Raw genomic sequence first — 19997 nt, 5'->3', positions numbered from 1 at the left:
GCCTCGCAAGGTCAGGCCCTAAAAGTTGCCACGCAACGTTAAACCATAGGTGCGGGGGTAAGACACGTAGGCATTGTAGTCCCCGGCTTGCAGCGGTGAGTCGAAGTGCACACTGGCGTAGCGGTTGTCGCCGCAGTTCTGGCACCAGGCGGATAGCGACCAGTTGGCAGCGTCCGGGCGCACGCCGATGTTAGCGGTGTATTCGCTCTGCGCATCCACCTTCAGGTCGTTGGAGGTGTTGGAGAAAATTTCCGAGTTGTACACCATCCCTACACGCCCAAACAGGTTGAGGCCGCTGGCGATGGGACGCTCGAAATCCAGTGCCAGGTTGGCGGACAGCTCCGGTGCCATGGCAAAGCGACGTTCGGCGAGGAATCCGAGCACCGGGTCGTCGCCAAAGCGCGCTTCCGCCAGGTGCGTCAGGTCGAACATCAGCGAGAAGGTGTCGTTCAGCAGGAACTGGTTTTCCAGTTCCAGGCCGTAAACAGTGGCCTCGGGCGCATTGTCCACGGTGAACTTGGTGCCCTGGAACTGGGCCAGTTGCAAGTCGGTGATGTCGTTATAGAACAGCGCCAGGTTGCTGCGCGCGCGGCCGTTCCAGTATTCGGCCTTGAGTCCCAGCTCGTAGCCGTCCATATATTCCGCATGGTAGCTGGGATCTTCGGGGATGGCGCCGGGCACTTCTTCCGGGTTATTCAGGTTGGTGCCGGCGCCGCTGTTGTCGATGTTTACCCCACCGGATTTGTAGCCGCGGCTGTAGGAGGCGTAGGCCATCGCCCGGTCTGAATAGTGGTACTGGGCGGAAAGGGAGCCGCTGAAGGCGTCCTCTTCGTAGTGGTCGTCAAACTCGGGGCCCGGCTGCGCGGTGAGCACGCGGAATACCGCGTTGCGCGCCTCGGTGAAGCTGTTGCGGAACATGGCACCGTTCTTTTCGTCGCGGGAATAGCGCAGGCCGGCGGTCAGGCTCCACTGTTCGTTGATGTCCAGGTTCCAGTGGCTGAAGGCGGCGTAGGAAATGCTGTCTGCGGGCATATCCACATCGCTCCACTGCCCTTCGGTGGCGTCCACGGTTCCGGGCGGGTAGCCGTAGAGCTGGAAGAACAGGGTATCCCAGTAAAACTGCGCCTGGTCGCCCCACCAGAGTTCGTGGTGGGCGTCGATGTCCTCATCGGCATAGTAGAGCCCTACCACATAGTCGGCACTGGCGAAGGGGCCGACTTGCTGAAGGTCGCCGTTCAGGGTGAACTCCTGAGAAAACAACTTGGTCTGCAGTGACTCGTTGATGGTCAGGATATTCGCGCCGACAAAGTCCGCGTCCATGCCCTGCTGGGAGATGCGCCAGTCGCGCAGGCTGGATACGGACTTGAGGGTGCGCCCGCCGTCCAGCTGCCAGGCCATCTGCAGTACCGCGCCCTTGTCTTCGATGGATTGGTCGGTCTTGTTGCTCAACACCTGCTGGTAATCGCGCAGGTTCTCCGACGGCAGCTGTTTGCCCTGGGCCTGTACCAGTGCGTTGATCAGCGGCTGCGTGGGTCCGTCGATGGCATCCACCTGGCCGTAGCAGCAGTTATTGTCTTCCTGGAACCAGTCGAGGATCAGGCGGCTGGAAAAGGTTTCCGAGGGGTCGTACAGGAACTGGACCTTGGTACCGCGGGGCTCGCGACCGTTGTAGTCGCCGCCATTGGGATCTTCAATATAGCCATCCTCACTGCCCCAGATGGCGGCCACGCGCATGGCCCAGTCATCGTTCAGCGGCATATTGGCCGCGCCGCGCACCAGCTGGTTGCCGTAATTGCCCACGCCCACTTCGTAATCCAGGGTGAAGGCATCGGTATCGGGGGCATTGCTGTTGAGGATCAGTGCGCCCGCCGAGGTGTTCTTGCCGAACAGGGTGCCCTGGGGGCCGCGCAGGATTTCCAGGCTCGCCATATCCAGCCAGTTTTGCATCGCCTGGCCGGCGCGGGTGCGATAGACGCCGTCCACAAACACACCCACCGCGCCTTCAAAGGCGCGGCTGTTGCCGACGGTGCCGATACCGCGAATCACAATATTGGCGCTGTTGGCGGCGCTGTTCACCACCGCAAAGCGGGCGCTGGAGGAAATCTGCTGGATATTGGCGATGCTGTCGACCTGGGCCGCCGCCAGTTCCTCGCCGGTAACGGCGGTGACCGCCACCGGGATATCCTGCATGCTCTGTTCGCGACGCTGGGCGGTAACTACGACCTCTTCCAGCTGCAGTTTTTCCTGGGCGGCTGCAGCCACCGGTATCGCGGCGGCAATGGCCGAGGCCAGGGCGCTGGTGACCAGGGTCCATGTGCGCAGGGGTGGTGGTGTTGTGCGTTTCATCATCGGCATGGCGGCTTCCCTCTCATCCTTTTGTTATGTTTGTCTCGTGATATTTGTATCGTTGTGGTTATTGAGCCGGATTGGGCCAGTATGCGCAGGGCATCAAAAATTGATTCGTCCGTTTGGATGAATTTCAACGGAGCAGATGTCGTCGGTGGGCTTTAATCATTCCTGATGAGCGACCTGATCCGGTTGCCCCGTGCTGCGTATCAATGACTTTGAGGTGGGATATGAAAAACCTTGCTGGGCTACTGCTGTTGCTGTGTAGCCTGCTTGCCGCGAGTTGTACCGGAGTTCCCGAGGGGGTAGCGCCCATCGATGATTTCACCCTCGATCGCTATCTGGGCAAGTGGTATGAAATTGCGCGCCTGGATCACTCTTTCGAGCGCGGCCTGAGCCGGGTAACGGCGGAGTACAGCTTGCGGGATGACGGCGGCGTTAAAGTGGTGAACCGCGGGTTTGATGCCGAGCGCGCCCGGTGGCAGCAGTCCGAGGGCAAGGCCTATTTTGTTGGCGCGCCCAATGTGGGCACCTCAAGGTCTCTTTCTTCGGACCCTTTTACGGTTCCTATGTGATTTTCGAACTGGACGACGACTATCGCTACGCCATGGTGTCTGGGCCGGACCGCTCCTATCTGTGGTTGTTGTCGCGCACGCCTACCGTCGATGCCTCCTTGAAACAGCGGTTTTTGCAGCGCGCTGCGGAACTGGGCTTTGACGCCGATGCGCTGATCTTTGTGGAACAGTCACCGCTGCCGACCGAGTAAATCCTTGCATCGGTGTCTGATCCCTAAACTCGGCCTCAAAATCCGCCCCCTAATCCCGGCCCCTGGCTTTTCTGTTTTATAAGAGAAGAAAGTCAGGGGTGATTTTTCTCCTGACCGCCGCTTATGGAGCCTTATCTATACTGGCTGTAACGGATTAATCGTTGCACAGTGAGGGGCGGTGTGGGCGCTGGTGTTTCCAAATTCTCTACAGCCGACGGCGGCGTTAGCGGCCGATCCTCTCCTCGATCGCCGGCGCGGCGCAGGTTCGTGCACACACAGTTGCTGCTTGGCGGCGGTTTGGCGCTGTTACCCGCCGCCCTGCTTCACGCGCAGTCTGACACTCTGCCGGACAGCACCCGTGAGGCTGGGCGTCGCCTGGGCAAGTTTTTCGAGGTATCACAGAAACTGCTGCAGCCGCTGCCGGTGAATACCCAGCTGGATCGACGCGTGGCCGCGCGTTTACTGGCAGCGCTCAACAGCGAGTTTCCGAGCTTTCCCCAGCAGCTGGATTTGATGCCCGATGACCCCGGTCCTGCCGAGCGGCACTCACCGGTGGCACAGCTGATCGTGTCCGCCTGGTACCTCGGTTCGGTGGGCAAAACACTGGTGACTTTCGAGCGCGCACTCATGTACCGGCTTACCGCGGATGTGCTCCCGGTACCCAGTTATTGCTATGGCAAACCCGGTGACTGGGCTGCGGCACCACATGCAAATTTTGGGGAGTCGTGAGTTTGGCGAGCCAGGAAGCGGAATATGTGGTGATCGGTTCCGGCGTGGCCGGGGCGCTGGTGGCGAATGAGCTGGCGCGAGCCGGAAAGTCGGTGCTTATCCTCGAGGCCGGCCCCAGGGTTCCCCGCTGGCAGACGCTGGAGCGCTTTCGCAACCTGCGCGACAAATCGGACTTTATGGCGGCGTATCAGTCCGCCCCCTGGGCACCTCATCCGCAATACGGTGAATTCGCGAATGACTACCTGATCTTCAAAGGCAGCCACCCATTCAACTCGCAATATATCCGCGCCGTGGGTGGTACCACCTGGCACTGGGCTGCCTCCTGCTGGCGGTTTTTACCCAGCGATTTCAAATTGAACAGCCTTTACGGCGTGGGGCGCGACTGGCCGATTGAATACGCCGAGCTGGAACCCTGGTACCAGCGCGCCGAGCAGGAGCTGGGTGTCTGGGGACCTGCAGACGAAGAACTGAGCTCACCGCGCTCGGCACCCTACCCCATGCAACCTCTGCCGCTGTCGTACAACGAGGCGCGGGTAAAAGAGCGCATGAATGGCTACAACCCGGCGTGGCGAGTGGTGACAGAGCCGGTGGCGCGCAACAGCCGCCCCTATGACGGCCGCCCCACCTGCTGTGGCAATAACAACTGCATGCCCATTTGCCCTATTGGCGCCATGTACAACGGCATAGTGCATGTGGAAAAGGCCGAGGCAAATGGTGCCGAACTTATCCACAGCGCGGTGGTAAACCGGCTGGTGAGTGAGGGGGATCGAATCATCGCCGCCGAGTACAAGGATCCGCTGGGCAATAATTATCGGATTACCGGCAAAAACTTTATTCTCGCCGCCAACGGCATCGAAACCCCAAAATTGATGCTGATGTCCTACGGCCGCCACAATCCCACCGGGGTGGGCAATCGCTCGGATATGGTAGGGCGCAATCTGATGGACCACCCGGGGACCGGAGTGCGTTTTTACGCCGATGAGCACCTGTGGCCGGGGCGCGGTCCCCAGGAAATGACCTCGATGGTCGGCTTTCGCGACGGCGATTTCCGCGCCCGGTACGCGGGCAAGAAACTGCACCTGTCGAATATCTCCGCGGTACAGAAGGCGGCCCGCGCGGTGCTGCAACAGCGGGAGCCCATCGATGTGCCCGAACTCACCGTGCGGCTCCGGGATCGCGCTGCGCGCCATGTGGAGTTCAACAGCTTCCACGAGATACTGCCACTGCCGCAAAATCGCATCCGCCCGAGCACCTCGGAAAAAGATGCCAGTGGCATCCCGCGGCCGGAAATTACCTACCACATCGATGACTATGTGGTGAAAAGTGCCGCGCACACCCGTGCAACTTATGCCGAAATCGCCAAAGTACTGGGCGGTACCGACATCGCCTATAGCGATGATTTCGCCCCCAACAACCATATCAGCGGCACCACCATCATGGGCGCCAGGGCGGAGGATTCGGTGGTGGATAAGGACTGCCGCACCTTCGATCACCCCAATGTGTTTATTGCCGGTAGCTCGGTGATGCCCACCGTGGGTACCGTCAATGTCACCCTCACCATCGCCGCGCTGGCCCTGCGCCTGGCGGATACGCTGATCAAGGAGTCGTGAGGATGCACTGGCGTTTGGCGCTCACGGGACTGGTGTGTGCACTGTTGCCCCTGGCCTGGCTGAGCGCCCAGGAGATCTGGGATCAGGCCGCGGTGTCTGAAGTGAATACCGAACTGAACCAGCCAGCACTCATCGAAAAAGGCCGCTACCTGGCCATCGCCGGGGACTGCCAGGCCTGCCATACCAAACCCGGCGGCACCGCCTTTGCCGGTGGTCGCGGGCTGGAAATCCCCAAGCTGGGCACCCTCTACAGCAGCAATATCACACCGGATATCAACACCGGCATTGGTGGCTGGAAACTGGAGGAGTTCGAGCGCGCCCTGCGTCGGGGAATTGGCAAAAACGGGCGCAACCTCTACCCCGCCATGCCCTACGAGTCCTACGCCAAAATTACCGATGAGGATATTGAGGCACTCTACGCCTATTTCCTGTTCGGGATAGAGCCGGTACATGAAGCGCCGCCAGCCAACAAGATTCCCCGGCTGCTCAGTGCGCGCTGGCCGCTGGCAATCTGGAATTTCTTGTTCAGGCCCAGTGGACCTTTTGAGCCGAGCCCGGACCAGGGTGCGGAGTGGAACCGCGGCGCCTATCTGGTACAGGGCCTGGCGCATTGCGGCGAATGCCACACCCCGCGGGGGATCGCGTTACAGGAAAAAGCCTACGACGAGAAGGGCAAGGGGTATCTCAGTGGCGGCCCGGTACTGGACGGCTGGGAAGCCTACAACATCACGCCCGACCCGGTGAGTGGCATCGGTGACTGGACTTCCGCGCAATTGCAGCAGTATCTGAAAACCGGTCACGTAAATCGCCTTGCCCAGGCCGGCGGCCCCATGGCCGAGGCGATCGAAAACAGTTTTGCAAAAATGACGGACGCCGATATCCGCGCGATGGTGACCTATCTGCGCAGTATTCCGCCGGTCAGTGGAAAAAACCGGGTAGCGCGACAGGCGCGAGGTACACCGGCCACCGATGTCATTATCAAGCGCGGTAACCTGCTGGCCATCGACCGCAGCCCGGTGCTGCGATCCGATGGCGCGCGCCTGTATCTGGGGCTGTGTGCCAGCTGCCACGGTGTCGACGGCGGTGGCAGCAACGATGGCCATTACCCCTCGCTGATCCGTAATTCCACCGTCGGCGCGGCCAGCGAGCACAACCTGCGCCAGGCGATTCTGCAGGGCATAAGTCGCACCGTGAACGGCGAAGAAAAAATGATGCCAGGCTTCGCCAGCGAGTTGAGCGAGGAAGATCTGAGCAAGCTACTGGAATACCTCCGCCGGCAGTTCGCTGCGCCACCACCGAGTGATGCTTCCGTAAAAATTGATCAGGCGGCGTCTCCGCAAACTGCCATTCCATAACTTTCTGACAGAAACTTTACCAAAATATCCCGCGGCGACGGTTTACCTTGTGTCGCCTCTTCTGATCCGGTAGAACCGACACATAAACCTAAGATAAATGGCTTTATGTTTCACATCCAAGGCACTGTCGGTGATCCGCAGTGCAAGCGCTCCAGCGATTACCACCTCAGCGAGTGGTTCGACAATTAGTTGACCGTTACCAGATCTGGTAACGGGCAGCCCTTTCCTGCCTGATTTTTTCCCAGCTTCCAACCCCGGCTCAGTCTCTGGCTGTGCGCTATTTGCGTTGTATTGCCTCGGCTGTGCCGGCGAGACCCAAGACTTACAACAACGACGACACACCCAAGGGGAAAGTGATGAAATCATCCAACAAGCAACTACTGGCTTTGGCGATCGCCGCGGTCAACTGCGCACCGGTAGCGGTGCTGGCACAGAGTGAAACCGAAAAAAAAACGGTGCTCGAAGAAGTCGTGGTAACAGCCAGTCGCCGCGCCGAGAGCATCCAGGACATTCCCTACAACATAACCGCGGTAACCGGCGAGTTTATCAACGACATCGGCGCTGACGATTTGAGCAAAATGTCCCAGTTCATTCCGGGCATGCAGATGATCGACGCCGGCGCCCGCAGCACCGGTCTGGTGACCCTCCGCGGTATGAACGTCGGTGGCCTGGAAGCATCCGAGAACCAGGGCGGTAAGGACATCATTTCCCGCTACGTCAACGACACGCCGCTGCTGATCGACTTCAAACTGGTGGACATCGAGCGCGTGGAAGTCCTGCGTGGGCCCCAGGGCACCCTGTACGGCCGCGGTGCCATGGCCGGTACCCTGCGCTATATCCTCAACAAACCGAACACTGAAGCTACCGAGGGTTCGCTGCGCACCGAGGTGTACAAGAACAGCGAGAGTGACGGTTTCTCCAATGAGGTAAGTGGCGTACTCAACCTGCCGCTGTCCGACACCCTGGCTCTGCGTATGTCCGGTACCCGCGTGGATGATGCCGGCTTTGTGGATTACAACAACGTGCTGGCTGAGCCGGGCGTTTCCAACGACGAGCGCAAGATCAAGGACGCCAACACCGAAGAAGCCACTTCTGCCCGTATCGCCCTGCGCTGGGAGCCGACCGATACCTTCTTCGCCCAGGCCAACTACTACCTGCAGGATTCCAAGGCCGGTGGCCGTCAGGCGGTGAACCCGGGCTTTACCGGGGACGACTTCACCTCCTCCCTGCGCTACGAAGAAGTGCGTGAGAACAAGGACACCCTGTTCAACGTGGAGCTGGGATACAACAGCGACGCCATCGAAATCTTCTCCACCACCTCCGTGGCGGAATACGAAGGCATCGGTAACCGCGACCAGACCGACCTGCTGTGTGTAGACATCTGGAGCGGCTATTGCGATTTCCCGCAGTTCTCCGCATACACCGTAGATGACAATCAGTCCGAGTCCCTGGTACACGAGACCCGTTTCCTGTCCACCGACGAGAACTCCCCCGAGTGGCTCGACTGGATCGCCGGCGTCTACTACGAGGAAACCGACACCTTGCTGGATGCCCGTGAGTACACGCCCGGCTTTGGCGACTTCGTGGTGAACGAATGGGACTGGTCTCCCACTGGCCTGGGCGACCTGGAATACTGGCGCTATGCGGACAGCACCTTCAAAGAGCAGGCGGTGTACGGTGAAGCCACCTTCCACGCCAACGAGCAGCTGCAGTTCACCCTGGGCGCGCGCTACTTCCAGCAGGAAGAGAAATTCGCCTACGACTGCACCATGCTGCCGTTCTACACCGGTACCGATCCTGACTGCCGCGATGGCGATGGCGAGATCGACGACACCGTATTCAAGCTGAATGCCGCCTACAACTTCACCGACGACGTCATGCTCTACGCGACCGTGGCCGAAGGCTTTCGCCGCGGCGGCACCAACGCCGGTCCGCAGCTGCTCGACAGCGAGCAGACCTTCAGCTCCGACTCTGTGGTGAACTACGAGCTGGGCTGGCACACCACCCTCGGCGGCAACATCATCCTGAACGGTGCGGTATTCATGATCGACTGGAGCGATCTGCAGGTACCGACCAAGTCTCAGGAAGCGGCGATCAACATCACCAAAAACGCCAGCCAGGGCCAGATCAGTGGCCTCGAACTGTCCGCTCAGGCCGCACTCAGCGACAACCTGATGCTGAACGGCTGGGTGACCTATTACGACCACGCACTCGATGGCGATGCGCCGGAGATCGGCGGCTATGACGGCGACAGCTTCCCCGGCGTGCCCAATCTGCAATACAACCTTGCGCTGGATTACAACGTTGCGGTACCGACCGGCGAGCTGACCCTGCGCGGCAATATGTATTACAAGGATGCCGTCGACACCCGTCTCAACAGCCTCGATGACAACTTCGACAACGAAACCCTGAAGGACTACCACCTGTTCAACCTGTCGGCGGACTATCGCCTGGACCAGTGGCGCGCTTCGCTATTCGCGGATAACGTCACCAACGAGCTGTATTACAACGGTGTGCGCAGTGCCAAACGCTACGGCGAGCGCGGCCAGTTCTACTATGTGGGGCAGCCGCGCACCTTCGGAGTGAATGTCGCTTACGAGTTCTGATCGCCGGTCTCACAGGACTAACCTTCGGCGGGGCTTGCCCCGCCTTTTTTGCTTCTGGCACAACCATGTCTACACCGAGCGAACGCCAACCAACATTGCATGTGAATCACCATGTCCAATGACATCAACCGCCAACAGCTCGATCTCGCCCGCCGCGCCGCTACCGAGGGCGACTGGCGCGCCGTGTCTGCGCGCTGTATCGGGGTGCTGAAGTCCGAACCCCAGCGGGCCGAGGCGCATACCCTGCTGGGCCTCGCCGCGCTCGAAGGAGGCAGGCCGCAGATCGCGGTGCGCGCCTTCAAGGCGGCGCTGCGCGCCGACGCGGAGTTTGCTGAGGCCAGGGTATATCTCGCGCGGATTCTTGCCGCCAACGGCCGGTTTGCCGCGGCTGAGTCCGAGGCGGCACTGTGTCTGCCGCAGATTACGGGCGACCCAGAACTGCTGGATATGCTGGCGACGATTTACAGCCGCCTGGGCCGTCAGCAACAGGCGCTGTCGCTCTACCGGCAGGCTCTGCAACTGGCGCCGGACAATATCGGCATTCTCGTCAATGCGGCGGCGGTACAACTCTTTCTCGGTCGCAGCGCGGACGCCGGTATCGCACTAAGGCGGGTCCTTGAGCGGGCTCCGGACCACTACCGCGCCCACTGGCTGCTGGCAAAAAGCCGCCGCGGCAACCACACGGAAACGCGCGCGCACCTGGATGCGTTGCAAGCCCTCGCCGGTACCGCTCCACCGGTGGCGCAACCCTATTTGCACTACGCCGCCGGTAAACTGAGTGAAGACCTGAGGGCCTGGGACTGCGCATGGCAACACTACCAGGCTGGCGCCGACGCCCAGCGGCAACGATTGCACTACGATACGGAAAGTGAGCGGGATACCTTTAACGCGGTGCATGAGCATCTGGGGGAGAGCTGGTACCACCGGACCGGAGACCACAGCCCGCCGGCAAGCGGCGGGGAAACCCCGATTTTCATTGTCGGCCTGCCGCGGGCGGGCAGCACCCTGGTGGAACAGATACTGGGTAGCCATGCACAGGTGCAGGCTCTGGGTGAGCTGGTGCAGTGGCCGTTGGCGGTGAAGCAACAGCTGGGCCGTGGCGAAGCGGCGCTGTTGAGCCCTGCGGACGCGCGTGCGATTGCCGCACAGTCACCGGCGGCGCTGGGGCGGACCTACCTGCAGAGTATCCGGCACCTGCGCAGTGAACGGCGCTGCTTCACGGACAAATTGCCAGGCAACTTCCTTTACCTGTCGCTGATTGCCCGTGCCCTGCCCGGCGCCCGCTTCGTACATGTGAGGCGCAACCCCATGGACGCCGGTCTCGCCACGTACAAGCAACTGTTCGCGGACGCCTACCCCTGGTCCTACGACCTCGAAGAGCTGGGCCACTACTATGTGCAGTATCACCAGCTGATGCAGCAGTGGCAGGCGCTGCTGTCGGGCCGCATTTATACGATCGATTACGATTTACTGGTGGCGGAGCCTGAACGGGAGACACGGTCTTTGCTGGATTGGCTGCGGCTGCCGTTTGAACGCGCTTGCCTGGAATTTCACCGGGCGGGCCTGACGGCCGCCACCGCCAGCGCCACCCAGGTGCGCGAACCAATCCACCGTCGCTCGAGCGGTCGCTGGCGGGAATTTGCTGCGCAACTACAGCCCTATCGGAAAATCCTGGAAAGCGCGGGTATCTTGCCGCCAGACAGTTGAGTCTTGTCCGGGGTAGCAGGTGCTTAGAGCCCCGGTTTACTGGACGTTTTGTCCACTCCCTTTTTGGGCTTGCCGACGCTATCACCCCAATGGTGATCCAGATGCAGATCCGCATCGCGCCTGTCTTCCCGCAATGCCTGCAGTAGTTGCTCACGGTAAATCCTGGTCTGGGCGACGTGCTGGGACTCGTTGCGCCAGTAAGGGAACAGGGATTCGAGCATACGCTGGTCGTGCTGCTTGAATTTGCGCGCGGCGCGCTGTGCCTGGTGTTTGGACAGACCCAGAAGTTGCAGGGCACCGGCGCCGATCTCCAATGCACTGTCGACGGTCTCGCGATAGATATAGTGTACCCCCGCTTCCATCAGTGCGTACTGGTGCATGCGGTTGCGCGCGCGCGCGAGTATGGTCAGGTGTGGGAAGTACTTCTGGATGCGGCTGACAATTTCCAGCGAGGCCGCCTGATCACTCAGGGTGAGGATGACAATCTTCGCATTCTCGGCACCGGCGGCATGCAGCAGGTCCTCGCGCGAGGCATCCCCGTAATACGCCTTGATGCCATAGCGGCGCACCAGCTCCAGCTGTTCGGCATTGTGTTCCAGCAGGGTGGTGTCGAAGCCGCAGGCATTCAGCAGGCGCCCGGCAATCTGCCCGTAGCGACCGTAGCCGATGATGATCACCGGGGTGCCGTCGTCCTGGGGCGCGCTGTCGGCAACATCCGGCTGCCGCGGGCCACTGAAGTAGCGGGGCTGAATCAACTGTTCATAGGCCAGCAGCAGCATGGGAGTGAAGGCCATGGACAGGGCAATCAACGCGATCAGCACGCTGGTCACATCCGCGGGCAGCACATGGTTCTGGCTGGCATAGGCCAGCAATACAAAACCGAATTCCCCCGCCTGCGCCAGCGATAGCGCGAACAGCCAGTCCTCCCCTTTCGCCATACCGCGCACCCGCGCCAGCGCGAACAGGATAACGAACTTCACCACCACCAGCAGCGCCAGTAGCCCCAGCAACAGCAGCGGTTTCTGCATCACCAGTGCCAGGTCCAGGTTGGCACCCACGGCGAGGAAGAAGAGGCCCAGCAGCAAGCCCTTGAAGGGCTCGATATCCGCTTCCAGTTCGTGGCGGAACTCGCTTTCCGCCAGGACCACACCAGCGATAAAGGTACCCAGGGCTGGGGACAGTTCCAGCCAGGACATGATCGCGGCGGCGCTCAGTACGATCAGCAGGGAGCAGGCGGTAAACAGTTCCCGGGTGCGCGTGCCCACTACAATGCGCAGCAATGGTGTCAGCAGGTAGCGCCCGGCCAGGATCAGCGCGGCGACTGCCGCCAGTACCGCCAGCGCGTAGGCCCAGCCCTGTAAGTCGTCGGGATCGGCGGCCACTTCCACCGTCGCCAATAGCGGCAACAGCGCGAGAATGGGGATGACCGCGATGTCCTGGAACAGCAGCACACTGAAGGCATTGCGGCCGCCCTCGGTTTTGAGCAGGTTCTTTTCCGACAGGGACTGCAGCACGATGGCGGTGGAAGACAGCGCCAGGATCAGGCCCACGGCGGTGGCACTGCGCCAGTCGAAACCGAACAGGGCGATACCCAGGCCACACACCGCGGCCGCGGTCAGGATGACCTGGGCACCACCGGTGCCAAAGATAGAACCGCGCAGGGCCCAGAGCTTTTTCGGCTGCAGTTCCAGCCCGATCAGGAACAGCATCAACGCCACGCCGAACTCGGCAAAGTGCAGCTCTTCACTGGTGTCGCCGACCAGGCCAAAGGCGTGGGGGCCAATCAGTACCCCGGCCACCAGATAGCCGAGCACCGAGCCGAAACCCAGGCGTTTGGCCAGCGGTACGGACACCACGGCGGCGGCGAGAAAGATAACGGTCTGGAGCAGAAAATTGTCGTGCGGCATGGCCTGGCTTATTGATTGTCGTGAATAAATGATCGCAGGGCCGCAGCGGAGTGGAATCAGTCCGGTTGTGGTGTGCCGGGATCACCCTCGGGGAAACTGGCTTCGCGGCTGCGATGAATCAGTGGCGCAATGGTGGAGCCCTGCACCACGATGGAGAAGAGTACCACGCCGTAGGTCATCACCACCCACAGGTGGCGCAGATCGTGACTGCTGCCGTCCTGGCTGTTGCCGATGACGTAGCCGGCGGGAATCGACATCGCCAGCGCCAGCGCCAGGCCGCCGCGCAGTCCGCCCCAGATCAGGATGCGCTCGGTGTAGGGGTGGTATTTGCGGCGCCGCTTGAGGAACAGGAAGGGTACCCCCACCGCCAGGGTGCGCCCCAGCAGCACGATGACAATGGCCGCGGCAATCAGCACATAGTCGATAGGCTGGAAGTCGATGGTGATCATGAACAGGCCCACCAGCAGGAACAGGATACCGTTGAGGAATTCCTCGGTGATGGTCCAGAAGTTGTCCAGTTCGTGCTGGCTCACCCGGGAGAAGCCCTTCTCGCGGGTAAAGTTGCCGATGATGATGCCGGCCACCACCATCGCCAGCGCACCGGATACACCGAGCATATTGGCGGTAGCGAAGCCGGCGGTGGGAACGACCAGGGTCAGCAGCAATTCCAGGCTGTGGTCGTTGGTGGAACAGATCAGCCAGTGGAACAGGCCGCCAATGGCGAGACCCAGGCCGATGCCACCGAGGGCCTCCACCATAAACAGGTGGCTGATGGCGGGCAGTGTGGGCTCGGTGCCCTCAAACGCCAGCGCGTAAATCACCGCGAACACCACCATGCCGAAACCGTCGTTGAACAGCGACTCCCCTTCTACCTGGATCGACACCTGCTCCGGTGCCTTCAGGCTCTTGATGATGGCGAGTACCGCGATGGGGTCGGTGGGAGAAATCAGCGCGCCGAACAGCAGGCAGTACACCAGGTCCACCGGCATGCCGATCCAGCTGAAGAAATAGAACAGCATGTAACCCACCGCGAAGGTGGAGATCAGGGTGCCGAAAATCGCCAGCAGGGTGATTTCCACCTTCTGGTTGCGCAGCATCAGCAGGTCAATGTGCAGACTGCCGGCAAACAGCAGGAAGCCGAGCATGCCCTTCAGCAACAGGTCTTCGAGGTTCAGCAGTGGCAGCAACTGGCCCGCCCAGTCCCGCAGCTCGACAATTTCCAGCTTGCCGAGGCCTATCACAATCAGCGACAGCGCCAGGGAACCGGCGGTGATGGCGATGGTGGCCTGGGTGCGCAGCACATACTGATTGAGAAACCCGAGAAACACGGACACGGCGGCGAGAAAACAGAAGGTGTAATAGACGTCCATGCCCTGGGGATACCTCGGGGAAAAATGCGGCGGTGCTCGGTATAAACGGAGAGCGCGCGCCGCGCATTGGCTGCGGCGCGCGCCGGATCAATCCGTCAGCGTGCCGTTATTGTAGTCGCGCAGTGTCTGCTCGATCTGCTCGCGGGTATTCATCACGAAAGGCCCGTAGTGCACCACCGGTTCGTTGAGCGGTCGGCCGTGCAATACCAGCAGCCCTGAGCCAGATAACAGCCCTGAGCCTGGTGTCGAATCCACGTCCGCTTGTGGTGCCCCGGCGGGCGCGCGCAATTGTAACGACTCGCCAGCGCCATACAACACCAGATTGCCGCGGGTAACGGTGCCGCGCGCGGTTTCCAGGGCACCGCGGTAGATATACACCAGCGCCGAGTGTTCGGCGGGTATCCCGAGGCTGACTTCCGCACCCGGGGCGATACGCACATCGGCGACCGCCGACTCCGCCGCGGCATCCAGCAGAGGGCCACACTGGGGTTCACCTCGAAGTTGCCACTCGCCGGCGATCAGGCGCGCCAGCGAGCCGTTGTCATCCAGCGGCACCTCGCGCACTTCGCCCGGCTGAATATCCCGCCAGCCGGGTTTGCTCATCTTGTCTTTGGCCGCCATGTTGATCCACAGCTGGAAGCCGTGCATACCGCCCTCGCTTCCGTCTTTGGGCTGGGATGGCATTTCCGAATGGATGATGCCGCGCCCGGCGCGCATCCACTGGGCGCCGCCTTGGGCAATGGCGCCGCGATTGCCCAGGTGATCCTGGTGCTCGAATTCCCCGCTCAACATATAAGTGAGGGTTTCGATACCGCGGTGGGGGTGCGGGGGGAAGCCGGCAATATAGTCGTCCGGGTCTTCCGAGCGGATCTCGTCGATCATCAGAAACGGGCTGAACTCCCGGGACTGGAAGCCCGCCACCCGGTGGATTTTCACCCCGGCGCCGTCGGCGGATGGATGCCCCGCCACTACCCGCGCCGCGGGGCGGATACTGGCGTTGTTCGCGTTTTCTGGTGTGGCTTTGTCTGTGAAGTTAGGCATGGTTCTGCTCCTCCATTTCCGGCAGTATAGGCCGATAAAATCGCTAGAAAATGGCAAATAATCGCAGCTAATATTCGACAAGCTCGACAGATCAAACCGATAACCGTTTTACGATTCGACGCAGATATCGAAAACAGACAAAGGACAGTCTATGGCCAAGGTAACGCTGGAACAGTGGCGCATGTTTCAGGCGGTGGTGGAACACGGTGGTTTTTCCCAGGCGGCAGAGGCCGTCCATAAAAGCCAGTCGTCGATCAATCACGCGGTACACAAACTCCAGGAAAGCCTGGGTGTGGCGCTGCTGGAAGTGCGCGGGCGCAAGGCGGAGCTGACCGATGCCGGCCGCGTATTGCTGAACCGCGCCGGTGGCCTGCTGGAAGAGGCGGAGGCACTGGAGTCGGTGGCCGAAAGCCTGGCCGCGGGGACCGAGGCGCAGTTGCGCCTGGCGGTGGATGTACTGTTTGACTACGAGGCACTGTTAAACGCGGTGGAGCGCTTTGCCGCCGAGTATCCCCACACCCGCCTGGAGCTGCGCGAAACCGTACTGTCCGGCGCCGAGGAGCTGCTGCTGCAGCAGGAAGTGGACTTTATTCTCACCGCGCGGGTACCCCAGGGGTTCGTGGGTGAGCCGGTGTCGCGGGTCAAGTTTGTACCCGTCGCCCATCCCGATCACCCGCTGCACCAGCTGGGGCGGCCGGTGAACCGCGAAGACCTGAAAGCGAGCCGCCAGATAGTGATGCGCGACTCTGCCCTTAAGAATCGCCAGGATGCCGGCTGGCTGGGTTCCGACCAGCGCATCACCGTCAGCAATGTGCACACCTCCATCGAACTGATCGAGCGCGGGCTGGGGTTTGCCTGGCTGCCGCAGACCCGGATTCGCGACTCTCTGTCGGCAGACCGGCTGTTGCCGCTGCGAACCGAAGAGCCCTGGGAGCGGGATGTCACCGTCTATCTGGTCTACGCGGACCGTGACCGCGCCGGCCCCGCGGCCTGCCTGCTGCTGCGGGCCCTGCGCGAAGGCCTGCCACCCATAGAGTGAGCCCGCTAGGCGAGCTTCTTGGGCTTTACCAAAAAATTTACGACAGGATGGGCGGAATGAAACGAGATGGCGACAAGATCAACTGGGGCATCATCGGCTGCGGCAATGTCACCGAGTTGAAAAGCGGTCCGGCGTTCAACAAGGTTCCCGGCTCATCGCTGCTGGCGGTGATGCGCCGGGACCGGGAAAAACTGCTCGATTACGCCCAGCGTCACCGCGTCCCCAAAACCTATGCAAGTGCCGACGAGCTGATTGGCGACCCGGACATCGATGCCATCTACGTGGCCACGCCACCGGGCAGCCACCGGGAGTACGCCCTCAAGATAGCGAGTGCCAACAAACACTGCTGTCTGGAAAAGCCCATGGCACTCAATTTTGCCGAGTGTGAGGAAATTGCCGCGGCCTTCGCTGGCAAGGACGCACAGCTGTTTGTCGCCTATTACCGCCGCTCCCTACCCCGTTTCAATCAGGTCAAGGCGTGGATCGACGGTGGCAAAATCGGCGATATTCGCCACATCAACTGGAGCTATGCCCGCGCCCCTTCCGCGGCCGACCTGTCGCCGGACTACGACTGGCGCACCGATCCCGCGGTGTCCGGCGGCGGCCACTTCGTGGATCTGGCCTGTCACGGCCTCGACCTGTTTATGCATCTGGTCGGCGATATTCGCGAGGCCAGGGGCCTCGCCGTCAATCAACAGAATTTGTACGACGCCGAGGATGCGGTTTCCGCCTGCTGGGTGTTTGACAGTGGCGCCACCGGTGCGGGCTTCTGGAACTTCGGTGCCAGCGAATACCGCGATGAGGTGATGATTTACGGCAGCCGGGGGACCATCCGCTTTTCCGTATTTGCTGACGAGCCACTGCTGCTCGACGCCGGCGATGCAACCGAAACGGTGGAGATTGCCCACCCGGAAAACATCCAGTACTTCCATATTGAAAATATGGTCGAGCACCTGCGAGGCAATGGCCGCCACCCGGTTGCCGGTGCCGAGGGTGCCAAGGCGTCCCGGGTGATGGACCAGATACTGGCGGGCTTGCAATAAGCCCCGCCGCGCGCGATTAGCCGGCACTGCTACCTGGCACTGCTACCCCGTGAAATCTTCTAAAAAACCGATCTTTCCCGCCGAAAATATGCGGTTTTCGTTTCCAATAATCGAACTACACTGAACAGCGTTGTCACTTCATACACTTCCCTGCTGGAAGTAAATCATTGAGGACCTCGCTATGAACAACAGCGTACTGTGCGACTTCACCAAAGTGATCGGGCGCATTCTGATCTCGGTCATCTTCATCACCGCGGGCTACGGCAAGATCGCCGGTTACGCCGGTACCCAGGAGTATATGGCGGCGGCCGGTGTGCCCGGGTTTCTGTTGCCACTGGTGATCCTGCTGGAGCTGGGTGGTGGCCTGGCGATTTTATTTGGCTTTTTTACCCGTTGGGTGGCGCTGGCGTTTGCCGCTTTCTGTTTGATCAGTGCCTGGATGTTCCACAACGTGCCCGGTGATCAGATGCAGCAGATCCTGTTTATGAAGAACCTGGCGATTGCCGGTGGTTTTCTGTTCCTGGCCTGCACCGGTGCCGGCAAGTTCAGCTTTGACCACGCCATGGCGAAAGTGAAACAGAAGTAAGGGGACCGACCAATGGGATTGCTTGTCAAAGGCACATGGAAAGACCAATGGTACGACACCGATAAAAGCGGCGGTGAATTTGAACGCGAGGCGGCCCAGCTGCGCAATTGGGTCACCGCCGATGGCAGTGCCGGGCCCAGCGGCGAGGGCGGTTTTGCGGCAGAGAAAGACCGCTATCACCTGTACGTCTCCCTCGCCTGCCCCTGGGCCCACCGCACGCTGATTTTCCGCAAGCTCAAGGGGCTGGAGGATTACATCGATGTATCGGTGGTCAGCCCCTACATGCTGGAGAACGGCTGGACCTTCAATAACAAGGAAGGGAGTAGCGGCGACCGCCTGTTTGGCAGTGAATACTTACACCAGGTCTACACCCGCAACCGCGCGGATTACAGCGGCCGTGTGACGGTGCCGATACTGTGGGACAAGGAGCGCGAGTGCATCGTCAGCAATGAGTCGGCGGAAATCATCCGCATGTTCAACACGGCATTTGATGAACTCACCGGCGATACCCAGGATTTCTACCCCGAGGATCTGCGCGGCGATATCGATGCCACCAACGATCTGGTTTACCAGAACGTCAATAACGGGGTTTACCGCGCGGGCTTTGCCACCAGCAAGGAAGCCTATGAGGCGGCCTACCACCGGCTGTTCGAGGTGCTGGAAATACTGGAGCAGCGGCTGCAGGAAAACCGCTATCTCACCGGTCCGCGTATTACCGAAGCGGACTGGCGGTTGTTCACCACCCTCATCCGCTTCGATGCGGTGTACCACGGCCACTTCAAGTGCAACAAACAGCGCCTGGCGGACTACAAAAACCTGTGGGCCTATGTGCGCGAGCTATACCAGTGGCCCGGCATCGCGGAGACGGTGGATTTTTACCACATCAAAACCCACTACTACGCCAGCCACAAAAACATCAATCCCACCGGGATTGTTCCTGTGGGACCGGAACTGGACTACGCCGCGCCCCACGGGCGCGGCTAGTAGTGCATCGAGGGAATGAGCTAGGCGGGTAACTCGGTGGGGTAACCGAAAGTGGTGAAATCCTGCCGGTAAATGTCCGCCACCAGCGCGACCAGGGAATCGTCGCTGTAATACTCACGCAACTTCTTCGATGCCCCGGTGGGCGGCGGCCCGGCGCTGGTGATTTCGTCCTTAATGTCCGGGCGGATGCGCTGCTTGATCTCCGCCAGGTCGCGGTCCAGGGTTTCCACCTTGCCGATAAAGTCGAACTCTTCCGCCGGAATCAGCATCAGGTCCGCCTGGGGTACCCAGTGGGCGTTGCTATAGAGAAAGTCCCGCTCTGTCGCCAGCCGTTGCAGAAACTGCGCAAAGCTGATGTCACCACAGCGCTCCGGGAAGCGCACCACCTTGTTGAGATACGCCGATAGCACCCGGCTGTACGGGTTGCGCACCACGGTGAATTTGAAAAGTTTGTCGAACTGCGTCATTTCCGCGCGGCTCAGGTGGCCGGGGCGGGTAGAGATCTTCTTTGCCTGCTCAGATGGCAGGTCGCGGTTCAGCTTGAGCCGCGTGAGGTTGGTGACAATGGTGGAATTGGCGGCCTTGGGAACCCGGTTGCAGAAAAACCCGAGTTCCAGGTCTACCATGCCGCGGTCGTTGGCACTGCGCATGGAGGCTGGCGAGCGGAAGGGGTAGCGGCGGTAAAAGGGCCGCAGTGGCAGCGTGGCCCGGTTGAAGAACAGTTTGTCCAGAGCTGGGTGCATGATCTTTCAGGTTCCGGAAAGCAGGTTACTGGCAAGTCACCATGCTATCACAGCCCTATTGGTGGATAACGGTGCCCCGGTCAGCGTATTATCTTGCCGCTTTTTTGTCCGGTTTAATGCTGGAGTATCGGACCGGGGTATCCGGTGTGGGTTGCCTGGGAACTT

Annotated in this window: 16 protein-coding genes; 11 read left to right on the top strand and 5 right to left on the bottom strand. The window is 60.8% G+C overall.

Annotated features, from left to right (window positions below; translation table 11 throughout):
- Window positions 1-18: 18 nt before the first annotated feature.
- Window positions 19-2355 (bottom strand): TonB-dependent receptor, encoded by a 2337-nt coding sequence (locus M0G74_RS12135; RefSeq protein ID WP_248217330.1) that lies wholly within the window; start codon window positions 2353-2355, stop codon window positions 19-21.
- A 221-nt stretch (window positions 2356-2576) separates the two neighbouring features.
- Between M0G74_RS12135 and M0G74_RS18380 the strand changes: the two genes are divergently transcribed.
- From M0G74_RS18380 to M0G74_RS12105, 7 genes are all read left to right on the top strand, one after another.
- Window positions 2577-2921: a lipocalin family protein gene (locus M0G74_RS18380; RefSeq protein WP_348983713.1), complete on the top strand. Its 345-nt coding sequence runs from the start codon at window positions 2577-2579 to the stop codon at window positions 2919-2921.
- Window positions 2825-3112, top strand: a complete 288-nt coding sequence (locus M0G74_RS18375) for a lipocalin family protein (protein WP_348983712.1) — start codon at window positions 2825-2827, stop codon at window positions 3110-3112. The genes M0G74_RS18380 and M0G74_RS18375 overlap by 97 nt, the downstream gene beginning before the upstream one ends.
- A 267-nt stretch (window positions 3113-3379) precedes the next feature.
- Window positions 3380-3841, top strand: coding sequence for a sugar dehydrogenase complex small subunit (locus M0G74_RS12125; protein ID WP_160151905.1), 462 nt, complete (start codon window positions 3380-3382; stop codon window positions 3839-3841).
- Window positions 3842-3843: 2 nt separating this feature from the next.
- Entirely contained in the window at window positions 3844-5451 is a 1608-nt protein-coding gene (locus M0G74_RS12120) for a GMC family oxidoreductase (protein ID WP_248217328.1), read from the top strand.
- Window positions 5452-5453: 2 nt separating this feature from the next.
- Window positions 5454-6806 (top strand): cytochrome c, encoded by a 1353-nt coding sequence (locus M0G74_RS12115; RefSeq protein ID WP_248217327.1) that lies wholly within the window; start codon window positions 5454-5456, stop codon window positions 6804-6806.
- Between the two features lie 356 nt (window positions 6807-7162).
- Window positions 7163-9412, top strand: coding sequence for a TonB-dependent receptor (locus tag M0G74_RS12110; protein WP_248217325.1), 2250 nt, complete (start codon window positions 7163-7165; stop codon window positions 9410-9412).
- 111 nt (window positions 9413-9523) lie between these two features.
- A complete protein-coding gene (locus M0G74_RS12105) occupies window positions 9524-11119 on the top strand; it encodes a sulfotransferase (protein ID WP_248217323.1) in 1596 nt (531 codons plus the stop codon).
- Between the two features lie 23 nt (window positions 11120-11142).
- On the opposite strand, the gene M0G74_RS12100 is transcribed toward M0G74_RS12105, so the two are convergent.
- From M0G74_RS12100 to M0G74_RS12090, 3 genes are all read right to left on the bottom strand, one after another.
- A complete protein-coding gene (locus M0G74_RS12100; protein WP_248217321.1) occupies window positions 11143-13026 on the bottom strand; it encodes a monovalent cation:proton antiporter-2 (CPA2) family protein in 1884 nt (627 codons plus the stop codon).
- A gap of 56 nt (window positions 13027-13082) precedes the next feature.
- Entirely contained in the window at window positions 13083-14396 is a 1314-nt protein-coding gene (locus tag M0G74_RS12095) for a sodium:proton antiporter (RefSeq protein WP_248217317.1), read from the bottom strand.
- Window positions 14397-14483: 87 nt separating this feature from the next.
- Window positions 14484-15437 carry a pirin family protein gene (locus tag M0G74_RS12090; RefSeq protein ID WP_248217315.1) on the bottom strand — a complete coding sequence of 318 codons (954 nt, stop codon included), beginning with the start codon at window positions 15435-15437 and terminating at the stop codon, window positions 14484-14486.
- A 151-nt stretch (window positions 15438-15588) separates the two neighbouring features.
- Between M0G74_RS12090 and M0G74_RS12085 the strand changes: the two genes are divergently transcribed.
- The 4 genes from M0G74_RS12085 to M0G74_RS12070 all read left to right on the top strand — a co-directional run bounded on the left by M0G74_RS12085 (window position 15589) and on the right by M0G74_RS12070 (window position 19089).
- A complete protein-coding gene (locus M0G74_RS12085; protein WP_248217312.1) occupies window positions 15589-16476 on the top strand; it encodes a LysR family transcriptional regulator in 888 nt (295 codons plus the stop codon).
- Between the two features lie 56 nt (window positions 16477-16532).
- Window positions 16533-17519 (top strand): Gfo/Idh/MocA family oxidoreductase, encoded by a 987-nt coding sequence (locus M0G74_RS12080; RefSeq protein ID WP_248217311.1) that lies wholly within the window; start codon window positions 16533-16535, stop codon window positions 17517-17519.
- 181 nt (window positions 17520-17700) lie between these two features.
- Window positions 17701-18105 carry a DoxX family protein gene (locus tag M0G74_RS12075; protein WP_248217310.1) on the top strand — a complete coding sequence of 135 codons (405 nt, stop codon included), beginning with the start codon at window positions 17701-17703 and terminating at the stop codon, window positions 18103-18105.
- Between the two features lie 12 nt (window positions 18106-18117).
- Complete coding sequence (locus M0G74_RS12070; RefSeq protein WP_248217308.1) at window positions 18118-19089, top strand: glutathione S-transferase family protein; 972 nt, start codon at window positions 18118-18120, stop codon at window positions 19087-19089.
- A gap of 20 nt (window positions 19090-19109) precedes the next feature.
- Here the strand turns inward: M0G74_RS12070 and M0G74_RS12065 are convergent, their stop codons facing one another.
- Window positions 19110-19832, bottom strand: coding sequence for a sulfotransferase family protein (locus M0G74_RS12065; protein ID WP_248217306.1), 723 nt, complete (start codon window positions 19830-19832; stop codon window positions 19110-19112).
- Window positions 19833-19997 lie beyond the last annotated feature (165 nt).

Origin of the sequence: Microbulbifer sp. CAU 1566, from assembly GCF_023156515.1 — a bacterium.
Taxonomy (GTDB): domain Bacteria; phylum Pseudomonadota; class Gammaproteobacteria; order Pseudomonadales; family Cellvibrionaceae; genus Microbulbifer.
The sequence above is the reverse complement of the archived record's forward strand: the minus strand, read 5'-3'. Positions and strand labels throughout refer to the sequence as shown.

Bases quoted from the DNA above. Each gene is read 5' to 3' on its own strand.
- M0G74_RS12115 (WP_248217327.1), top strand. From the start codon at position 5,454: ATGCACTGGCGTTTGGCGCTCACGGGACTGGTGTGTGCACTGTTGCCC.
- M0G74_RS12075 (WP_248217310.1), top strand. From the start codon at position 17,701: ATGAACAACAGCGTACTGTGCGACTTCACCAAAGTGATCGGGCGCATT.
- M0G74_RS12095 (WP_248217317.1), bottom strand. From the start codon at position 14,396: ATGGACGTCTATTACACCTTCTGTTTTCTCGCCGCCGTGTCCGTGTTT.
- M0G74_RS12110 (WP_248217325.1), top strand. From the start codon at position 7,163: ATGAAATCATCCAACAAGCAACTACTGGCTTTGGCGATCGCCGCGGTC.
- M0G74_RS12065 (WP_248217306.1), bottom strand. From the start codon at position 19,832: ATGCACCCAGCTCTGGACAAACTGTTCTTCAACCGGGCCACGCTGCCA.
- M0G74_RS12105 (WP_248217323.1), top strand. From the start codon at position 9,524: ATGTCCAATGACATCAACCGCCAACAGCTCGATCTCGCCCGCCGCGCC.
- M0G74_RS12070 (WP_248217308.1), top strand. From the start codon at position 18,118: ATGGGATTGCTTGTCAAAGGCACATGGAAAGACCAATGGTACGACACC.
- M0G74_RS12090 (WP_248217315.1), bottom strand. From the start codon at position 15,437: ATGCCTAACTTCACAGACAAAGCCACACCAGAAAACGCGAACAACGCC.
- M0G74_RS12100 (WP_248217321.1), bottom strand. From the start codon at position 13,026: ATGCCGCACGACAATTTTCTGCTCCAGACCGTTATCTTTCTCGCCGCC.
- M0G74_RS12080 (WP_248217311.1), top strand. From the start codon at position 16,533: ATGAAACGAGATGGCGACAAGATCAACTGGGGCATCATCGGCTGCGGC.
- M0G74_RS12085 (WP_248217312.1), top strand. From the start codon at position 15,589: ATGGCCAAGGTAACGCTGGAACAGTGGCGCATGTTTCAGGCGGTGGTG.
- M0G74_RS18380 (WP_348983713.1), top strand. From the start codon at position 2,577: ATGAAAAACCTTGCTGGGCTACTGCTGTTGCTGTGTAGCCTGCTTGCC.
- M0G74_RS12135 (WP_248217330.1), bottom strand. From the start codon at position 2,355: ATGCCGATGATGAAACGCACAACACCACCACCCCTGCGCACATGGACC.